Origin of the sequence: uncultured Nostoc sp. (assembly GCF_964245445.1) — a bacterium.
Taxonomy (GTDB): domain Bacteria; phylum Cyanobacteriota; class Cyanobacteriia; order Cyanobacteriales; family Nostocaceae; genus Nostoc.
Map to the genome: position 1 here is coordinate 1,277 of NZ_CAXTNE010000315.1, position 7,311 is coordinate 8,587.

At 42.3% G+C, this 7,311-nt stretch carries 6 protein-coding genes; 2 read left to right on the forward strand and 4 right to left on the reverse strand.

Annotation, left to right across the window (positions count from 1 at the left end; translation table 11 throughout):
- Positions 1-268 precede the first annotated feature (268 nt).
- From ACFE90_RS33005 to ACFE90_RS33015, 3 genes are all read right to left on the reverse strand, one after another.
- Positions 269-919 carry a hypothetical protein gene (locus ACFE90_RS33005; protein WP_375506522.1) on the reverse strand — a complete coding sequence of 217 codons (651 nt, stop codon included), beginning with the start codon at positions 917-919 and terminating at the stop codon, positions 269-271.
- A gap of 202 nt (positions 920-1,121) precedes the next feature.
- The gene (locus ACFE90_RS33010; protein WP_375506523.1) at positions 1,122-2,222 is read right to left on the reverse strand and encodes a D-alanine--D-alanine ligase family protein; all 1,101 of its coding nucleotides are present in this window, start codon (positions 2,220-2,222) and stop codon (positions 1,122-1,124) included.
- A 380-nt stretch (positions 2,223-2,602) separates the two neighbouring features.
- Positions 2,603-3,100: a hypothetical protein gene (locus ACFE90_RS33015; RefSeq protein WP_375506524.1), complete on the reverse strand. Its 498-nt coding sequence runs from the start codon at positions 3,098-3,100 to the stop codon at positions 2,603-2,605.
- A 329-nt stretch (positions 3,101-3,429) separates the two neighbouring features.
- Here ACFE90_RS33015 and ACFE90_RS33020 point away from each other — a divergent pair, with 329 nt between their 5' ends.
- Positions 3,430-5,121: an NAD-binding protein gene (locus ACFE90_RS33020; RefSeq protein WP_375506525.1), complete on the forward strand. Its 1,692-nt coding sequence runs from the start codon at positions 3,430-3,432 to the stop codon at positions 5,119-5,121.
- Positions 5,122-5,233: 112 nt separating this feature from the next.
- Positions 5,234-5,833, forward strand: a complete 600-nt coding sequence (locus tag ACFE90_RS33025) for an arsinothricin resistance N-acetyltransferase ArsN1 family B (protein ID WP_375506526.1) — start codon at positions 5,234-5,236, stop codon at positions 5,831-5,833.
- Between the two features lie 903 nt (positions 5,834-6,736).
- Here the strand turns inward: ACFE90_RS33025 and def are convergent.
- A complete protein-coding gene (gene def, locus ACFE90_RS33030) occupies positions 6,737-7,267 on the reverse strand; it encodes a peptide deformylase (RefSeq protein WP_375506527.1) in 531 nt (176 codons plus the stop codon).
- Positions 7,268-7,311: the final 44 nt, after the last annotated feature.

Below are 7,311 nucleotides of genomic sequence, written 5' to 3' on the forward strand. Positions count from 1 at the left end.
TATTCAAAAGCTGCGATCGCTTTCTCATTTTGGTGTTTTCCGCAAGCAAAAGCTGCGATCGCTTATTCAAAAGCTGCGATCGCTTTCTCATTTTGGTGTTTTCCGCAAGCAAAAGCTGTGATCGCTTACTCATTTTGGTGTTTTCCCCAAGCAAAAGCTGTGATCGCTTAACTGTTAATTAGCCTCTAGATATTAGTAAAGGCACGGTATAACCATGCCTTAATTTGCAAAAAATATTATTTTGACAGGTTTTTGCTTTACAGGAAATTTAAGACTGGCGTAAAATTGCAGACAATGAACTATCTTTACGAAGATCCATTAAGTCTGCTAAAGATTCTGTGCGCGTATCCAAGTGGTGCTTGTGTTCTGCTGGCAGAACCGTTACCAGATGTTTTGTTTTAGGTCGCATTTGCATGACGGGCATCAGTTGTGACTGTGGCAAAAAGACTGGCTGGTTCTTGGGAAGGCGAGGTTCCAATTTTGGGTAATGGTTCTGTGCCAAGCGTGCCTGATGACGGTTAACCAGTTTTTGGACTTTTTGCGGTTGCTTTGTCCGGTTGAGCATTCGGAAAATGAGCAAGCAACCACTACCACAGCTAAGGACGATCGCAGCCACCATCCACAAAGGTGTAGGATTACTATTCTCAGAGGGCGCATTGATTGGTTCTTCAACTATAACAGGGATTTTTTCTGGTTCTTCTTGTGTTACCTGTCCAGCATTACCTAAGCTATACAGGGCAAAGGCACCACCTCCTATAAACATGGCTAAACACCCAGTTAACAATAGCCAAGGATGATGTGCAACCAGATATATCAGAACGTTCGAGCTTTGTTTTAATCTCGATTTTCTGTTTGTCAGCTCTGGAGTAGCCCTTCTGAATTGGGTTGGCTCGCGCTGTACACTCTGACTTTTTTCCATGATTACTTTCAGATTTGTACCCCTCTAGTCCATAAATTGTACTGGAGGAGTCAAGCATCAGGTATCCGTAACAAAGTTTCAGATTTAAGTAGCTTTTTTTGTAAAATAGATGCTACTAAATCTGGCTAATTTTTGTCAAAGTTCTGTATTTCTTGCAACTTTTCGCCATAATAATCTGAAATCAGTTTGGTTACTTTCTCTGTCAGCTAGGAGCATGCCTTTCGATCGCAAGTTGAATTAACCGATCAACTAATTCTGGAAAGGAGACTCCACTATGGGCCCAAAGTTGGGGATACATACTAGTCGTAGTAAAGCCTGGCAACGTATTTATTTCGTTAATCAAAACTTCTTGTGTCGCTTCCACGTAGAAGAAATCTACCCTTGCTAACCCCGCAGCATCAACAGCTGCAAAAGCTTGCAAAGCCATATCCTGAATTTGACGAGCGATCGCATCTGGAAGCTGTGCGGGTATCAGTAAATCTGCTTTACCTTCAGTATATTTAGTTTCATAGTCATAAAAATCGCTATCATAAGTAATCTCTCCAACGACAGAGGCTTGGGGTTGATCATTACCTAAAACGGCACACTCGACTTCTCTAGCTACGACACCAGCCTCTACAACCAGCCTTCGGTCATAACTGGCAGCATTATCTAAAGCGGCTTCTAATTCTTGGCGCGATCGCACTTTGGCAATACCCACCGATGAACCCAAATTAGCAGGCTTGACAAAAGCGGGATAACCTAATGCTGCCTCAATGTCATCACACAGTTTCGGAAACACGCAAGGATTAGACCAAACTTGCGTTCTAGTTATCGCCTTGTATTTTACCTGTGGTAGTCCCGCTTGCTCAAAAGCCATTTTCATGGCAATTTTATCCATCCCCATTGCCGAACCTAACACCCCAGAACCCACAAACGGGACTTGCATCAAAGTCAGTAATCCTTGAATTGTCCCGTCTTCACCGTTGGGGCCGTGGAGAATGGGAAACCAAACATCCACTTGGGAAACTTGAGAGGGAGATTGCCACTTGCTGAGAGTTTGAGCTTGAGGGTTGAATGTGAGATTTCCAACAGATGTTGATTGTTCCGATTCCAGTAGCGGAGTGCCGGTTGCTAAAACCTTTTCGGGTGCTTCCCCCGCTAGCCAGCGCCCATCTTTTTGGATGTAGAAAGGCAGTATTTCGTACTTATTAGCATTTTGTTCTGCACTTAAGGCTTTAGCGATCGCCCGTGCTGAGTTGATTGAAACTTCATGTTCTCCCGAACTACCGCCAAACAATAACCCCACGCGCAGCTTAGTCATTTTTGGTTCCTCGACACTTCTCAAGCAGATAGCGTATCATAACCTACAAAAGTTGCCATGTTTTTCTTTTATTTCTTTTATCGTTAGCACTGGCATCGCAAGGCGGAAGTCAAAAAGCTTTAGTTTTGGGCTTTCTCGCTGTAATGAAATGGTAGGTTTCTTTACGCTGTGCTGTAATAGCCCTTTCAAAGTAACTTGTAAAACATCTTTTTCTTCTCTGATATCTCTGTGGCTCTGCGGTTTAAAAGTAATTAATTTAACTTTATGAGGGAATATATTCGCAAACCCTAAGCTCGACTTTATTAAAATTATTAATTTTGGATAAAGTCGAGCTTAGAGAGAGCTTTCCTATTTGAAGCTTGAAACTAACCATTGAGGAGTTAGTCAGCGATCGCCCATCTAACATAAGGACGGGAAGCCACTATACTTTTGTAAGTAATTAGGCGACCAGGTACATTAGATTTCCGTAAATCCACACGGAAATAAGCTTTTTTATTCTTAAATTCTACATTGTAGAAAGTATATTCTTGCCCACGAGTTTGACCTACGCAAGAAGCATAATTACTGCGTAAAGGTGAAACAAATTCCACAAATTGCTTATTCTTAGATGAAACTAACTTAGTTTCATCTGCAAATTCTCTAGTATCTGCCACTACTGTATGTTCAGCACCGCCTTCATAAGGTAAAACAAACCACCACAGTCCAATTGTTTGAGGACATGTACCACTGCTACCTTGTATATTTAGTGTTACATTAGGTGCAGAAATCGGCCCTGGCTGTTGCTGTGGCTGTACTTGCGCTGTAGCAGCTAGGGTTCCTAGCACAAATAAGGGGCATAAAATAGTACCAAAACTTGTTAATTTTACTAAATTTTTCATAACTTGAATCTTTTCAAATTTCAGGTATCTAAATATAGCGCTTCTCGAATGGAAGCAATACACTTTGACCTCACTTCCATTTCTATCTCCTAAAAGGAGAGAGGCTTTAAATCTTACTCTCCAATGCTAGTAGGGAAGGGACTGAGGGTTAGGTTTGTATTGCACTCAACCTAGAAGCGCCAATAACATAGACTTTCATAAAATTGTAAAAGTGCCATCTTATTTGAAATAATCGTGTTGTCAGCTACAGTTATATTGCAGGAAAGCGGGCAACAATATTGATAAATAACTAGAAATGCAGCCCTACCTGTAAAAGATGCTGCCTTTTCATGAAACCCCGAATTATTGTTTGTGGCTTAGGACGTACCGGATATAAAACCTTTCGTTTGCTGAGACACCAGGGAGCCTTCGTTGTTGGCATTCATCACCAATCTATCCCTGGCGAAACAGCAGGAGATGTGATTGTTGGCGATTTAGAAGCAGCTTCTACCCTAACAGCAGCAGGAATTCAACAGGCACACACTTTAGTCATCGCTGGTTCTAAAGATGCTTTGAATTTGTCTATTATGATGCAAGCGCGGGTGCTGAATCCCCAAATTCGGATTATCAACCGTTTTTATAATACAAATTTGGGAGAGCGCCTAGATCAAAGTTTGCCAGACCACTTGAGTATGAGTGTTGTGGGATTAGCAGCACCCGTATTCACCTTTGCAGCACTGGGAAACCGAGCGATCGGACAAATCAAATTATTTCAGCAAACTTGGCCAATTCACGAAGAATACATTGATGAAAACCACTTCTGGAAGGGTCGAAAGCTGAGTGAATTGTGGGAAGAGCGATCGCGGATGCTGATTTATTACTTGCCAGTAGAAGGTGAGATGGATTTGGTGTCAGGTGTAATATCTGGACAAGAGATCAAGGTGGGCGATCGCTTAATTATTGGTACACAACCCCGCATCCGTTCTCCTCGGAGATCATTGATTAAAAAACTGCTGAAAGTCATGACTAATCTTAGGCTGTTTCAGCAACACGGGCGATCGGTACTGGTGGGTGCTATTGTACTATTGGCGGTTATCCTGATTGCTACATTCACCTATATGTCGGCGGAGTTGAGTTTGTCTCCTGTCGATGCTCTATATTTTTCTGTAGGCATGATTACTGGAGCGGGTGGCAATGACAAAGTAGTAGAAAATGCTCCTAAGAGTATTAAGTTATTTACTGTTGTGATGATGCTGGTTGGAGCAGTGGTGATTGGTATTTGGTATGCAATGCTCACCGATTTTGTCTTAGGAAGCCGCTTTAAGCAATTTTGGGATGCAGCCCGAATTCCCCAGCGATATCACTACATTGTCTGTGGCTTGAGTGGTATTGGGGTGAGAATTGTCCAGCAACTCCACGCTAGTGGATATGAAGTTGTAGTAGTTGAACCTGATTCCAACAACAAATATATTAACACCGCCCGCGAACTAGGTATTCCCGTCATTCAAGGAGATGCCAGCTTCCGTACAATACTTAAAGCCAGTAATATAGACTCTGCCGCCGCAGTGCTTGCTGTTACTAGCAATGATGCTACCAATCTGGAAATTGCCCTCAAAGCCAAGGGACTGACACCCAGCATTCCGGTGATTGTTCATTATGCCGATCCCGATTTTGCTGGTATAGCGCAACAGCTATTTGGTTTCGAGGCCGTACTGAGTCCGGCTGAACTAGCAGCCCCAGCTTTTGCTGCTGCTGCACTAGGGGGACGCATCCTTGGCAATGGAATTACAGCAGATAGTCTTTGGGTGGCTTTTGCAACTGTGATTACACCTTCACATGCCTTTTGTGGTCAGTGGGTGAAAGATGTAGCCATGTCAACTGACTGTGTACCTTTGTACGTAGAAATAAACCACCAAACCCTTCATGGCTGGGATTTATTAGAAACTAAGCTCAGTGTTGGTGATATTTTATATATGACAATGCCAGCAACGCGGTTGTATCAATTGTGGCGAGGTGAGCAAGTTTGCGAAGCACATGCTTAAGGCAATTCCCACAGTCATTGCACCCTCATTCGTGACATTGATGTAAACTTAAGCCAAAATCTTTTTCAAACCTCCTTTCTAGCCAATTATTAAAATCTAAAAAGGATCTGTTGTGAAAGCTGCAATTAGACTAGCTAACGAAAGTGATGCTTTAAAAATGCTGGCAATTTATGCGCCAGTTGTGTGGGAAACTTCAATTTCCTTTGAGATAGAGCCTCCCAGCAAAACGGAATTTGAAAAACGCATCAATAACTATCAACAGCAGATGCCTTGGCTAGTGTGTGAAATTAACGGTGAGATTCTAGGTTATGCCTATGCTACTCCCTACCGGACTCGTGCCGCTTACCAATGGTCTGTAGAATCATCCGTGTATGTAAATGTTGAATATCGCAGAAAAGGAGTCGCTAAAGCTTTGTACACTTCTCTTTTTGGGTTGCTGCAACTCCAAGGATTTTATAATGTTTTTGCTGCGATCGCTTTACCCAACCCAGGAAGTGTAGCTATGCATGAGGCTGTCGGTTTTTCGCCTGTAGGTGTTTTTTACAGAGTAGGGTATAAATTTAGTAAGTGGCACGATGTTGGCTGGTGGCAACTATCTCTGCAACAAGAGCTACCGTTATCAGTCAATCAGCCTCTTTCTTTGCCAGAAGTTCAAAAATCATCTCTGTGGAATCAAGCTTTAAGAAGTGGACTCTTGCTACTTCGCGTTTAACTTGGTGTTGCCCTTAGCTACTTAACATTTGTACATAATTTTCCGTAAATTTATCTGCAATAGAACATACTGATACCAACCATAGACAGAAAACTTGTCTTATACCAAATTATTGTGAAGCTGTGGAACAGAATAAGGGTGAAAGGATTGCCAAGCAAAGGTTTTAGCTTTATCATTCTATGCAACTTCATACAAAATTGGTATTAGAAGTGTTGTTATATTTGCCGCTTGATTCTTACAGAAGCGCTTTTTGAATTAATTGAACTATAGTAATCTTGTTGAATTTGTGAGAATTGTAACCCGCATATTCCCCTGACTTTTCACAGCATCTGGAAAACCTTATACCAATTCGCAATGACGCTCGCGGACTCGCTCTAAGCGTTCGCGGTAGCGTCTCTAAGAGTTGCTATGCCGAAGGCGTTGCCTCTCGAAGAGAAGACTTTACGCTGCGCTAACGCAATTAAGAAACTTAGATGCAGCAAGACTTTCCTGATTTACATCTGTTGCCTCATTTTGGAGAATTGGTATTACTTCAAAGTCTCTCTCTTTTAAGGAGAGAGACTTTGAATTTCCCCCTTCCCGCCACGGGTTGGGGGTTAGGGGGTTAGGTTAATCGTTAGCTTTTTCACATGATCTGAATTGTCAGGCAGATCCCAATACTGCGTAGGTTTTGAAGATTTGTCGGTTGGGTTGAAGATGGTGAAACCCAATAAAGACCTGAAAATGTTGGGTTACTCTGCGGGGATCTTGCTACGTTCCTCAACCCAACCTACATTGGAGTTACTTACTTTTTAGGCAAAACCTACGCAGTATTGAGGCAGATCCTCGACTTGGTAAAAGTTGTCGGGGATCTTATTTCTCACAAATAATTTAAGATTGCCATACACCACTCCCCACTTCCATTTATTTGTTAACTACTCGTTGTTGGTATTCCTGCTCAGTGATCATATCGAGAGTGTTCTCCAGGCGATCAACAAATACGATCCCGTCGAGATGATCATATTCGTGTTGAAAAATCCGAGCGATAAAATCGGTTAACTCTTGCTTTTGTAAGTCGCCTTGACAGTTAGTGTATTCCACTTCAATAGCTTTATATCGAGGAACTAACCCTCTAATTCCTGGTACACTTAAACAACCTTCCCAATCTTTGACAACTTCAGTTGAATGAGAAATAATTTTGGGATTAATCATCGCAGTAGGTTCCATTTCCGGGGCGTTGGGATACCTGGCATTAGGGCGGGAAGCTACAATAAATAAACGATAGGATTGTGCTACTTGAGGCGCAGCAATCCCCACGCCGTTAGCTTTGGCAACAGTAGCGATTAAGTCTTCAATTAACTTTTGGATATACTCATCTTGAATATTCTCAACCCAAGCAGCTTTTTGGCGCAATGTTGGATTTCCTAATTGAATTATTGGCGCTAATTCAGACATGATTAAACTCCTTTTGAGAATGGGGAATGGGGAATGGGGAGTGG

What these genes read in the sequence shown, in the direction of transcription:
- ACFE90_RS33010 (WP_375506523.1), bottom strand. Translation starts at nt 2,222, where the DNA reads ATGACTAAGCTGCGCGTGGGGTTATTGTTTGGCGGTAGTTCGGGAGAA.
- ACFE90_RS33020 (WP_375506525.1), top strand. Translation starts at nt 3,430, where the DNA reads ATGAAACCCCGAATTATTGTTTGTGGCTTAGGACGTACCGGATATAAA.
- ACFE90_RS33005 (WP_375506522.1), bottom strand. Translation starts at nt 919, where the DNA reads ATGGAAAAAAGTCAGAGTGTACAGCGCGAGCCAACCCAATTCAGAAGG.
- ACFE90_RS33015 (WP_375506524.1), bottom strand. Translation starts at nt 3,100, where the DNA reads ATGAAAAATTTAGTAAAATTAACAAGTTTTGGTACTATTTTATGCCCC.
- def (WP_375506527.1), bottom strand. Translation starts at nt 7,267, where the DNA reads ATGTCTGAATTAGCGCCAATAATTCAATTAGGAAATCCAACATTGCGC.